We start from the raw sequence: 1,555 nt of genomic DNA, 5'->3' as shown, positions 1-1,555 counted from the left end.
CCGTCAATGAGCCGTTACTATAGTCCCTTCATACCTTCGATCCTCTCGACTGGTCCAGCGCCTCGTCTATCGCGGCCGATACATCCCCCGGGGGGGCCTGGCCCCTGATCTCCCTCATGACAAGACCTTGCAGGTATTTTCTTTTCTTGCCCGAGGGATCCGCGCCGGAAAGAACCAGGCCTGCCTCCTCGGGGTGAGCGGCGAGGATCCTCCGGACAACTTCGGCCAGCAGGTCTCCTTTTACTCCCCCCGGAACCGCACCGGCTTTTTGCATAGCTTCTTCAACCTCCAAGCCGTCACGGCGCATGAACTCCAGCACGTCCCTGGCGGCCGTATTGGACAAAGACCCCTCGTCGACTTTCATGAGAAGGGCTCCCAGGGACCGGGGGGTGAAAGGAAGCCTATCCGCCTCAAGCCTGGTTTCGTTGAGGATCCTGAGGACCTCGGTTTTCACCCAGTTGGCCGCCGACTCCCTGCTTGCGCCGTGACGGACCGTTTCTTCAAGGAACTCCGCCAGGTCAAGTCGTTCAGAGAGAGTCGCCGAGTCCTCGGGGCTCAAACCCCATTCGACCTGGAAGCGTTCCCTTTTCTCCCAGGGTAGTTCCGGGAGTTCTCCCTCCATGGCACGGACAAGGCCATCATCAATAACCAGGGGAGGCAGGTCCGGCTCGGGGAAATAACGATAATCCTGGGCTTCTTCCTTCCCCCTGGTGGCCCTGGTCACGCCTCTCAAGTCGTCCCAGTGGCGGGTCTCCCGTTTCACCCGGCCTCCTGCCAGGAGAATCTCCCTCTGGCGGGAAATCTCGAACTCCAGGGCCCTTTCCATGGCCCGCACGGAGTTGACATTTTTTATCTCGACCCTGCCGCCCCATCTTCCGTCGGAGCACTTCTGGGAGACGTTGACATCAACCCTCAGGGAGCCCGATTCCATGTCGCCGTCGGAGGCACCCAGGTATCTCACCAGTCTTCGCAGGGACAGCACATATTCCCTAGCCTCCAAGGGAGTGGACATATCCGGTTCGGAAACGATCTCCGCCAGCGGTATTCCGGCGCGATTGTAGTCAACCCGATGAAAGGAGCTGCCCGAAAGTCTGCCATCGGCGGTACCATGGACCAGCTTGCCCGCGTCTTCCTCCAGGTGGAGCCTCGTTATACCGATGGTTTTTTTCAAATCCCCGACCGAGACGGGCATGGCTCCCCCCAGGGCGAGGGGGAGTCCTAACTGGCTTACCTGGAAGGCTTTGGGAAGATCGGGGTAAAAGTAGTGCTTCCTATCGAATCTTGAAACCCTCGAAACGGAACAACCCAGTGCAAGAGCCACCTTCACGCCGAGTTGAACGGCCTTGACGTTAAGGGAGGGAAGGGTCCCGGGAAGGCCCAGGCAAACCGGGCAGACTAAGGTATTGGGTTCGCGACCAATATAGTCCGTCGGGCAGGGGCAGAAGAGTTTCGTGCCCGTGGCCAGTTGTACATGTACTTCCAGGCCAATGACTGTTTCAAAAGAAAGGGCCATCAGCGGCTTCCTCCCGTGGCGATCGGCGGAAAGCCGAATTTT

At 59.0% G+C, this 1,555-nt stretch carries 1 protein-coding gene; it reads right to left on the bottom strand.

Annotated features, from left to right (window positions below; genetic code table 11):
• Positions 1–28: 28 nt before the first annotated feature.
• A complete protein-coding gene (gene gatB / locus GX108_02520) occupies positions 29–1,513 on the bottom strand; it encodes an Asp-tRNA(Asn)/Glu-tRNA(Gln) amidotransferase subunit GatB (protein ID NLO55922.1) in 1,485 nt (494 codons plus the stop codon).
• Positions 1,514–1,555 lie beyond the last annotated feature (42 nt).

The sequence above is a fragment of the Thermovirga sp. genome (assembly GCA_012523215.1).
GTDB lineage: Bacteria > Synergistota > Synergistia > Synergistales > Thermovirgaceae > 58-81.
Note: the sequence above shows the minus strand (reverse complement) of the source record. Positions and strands in the feature narration are given on the sequence as shown.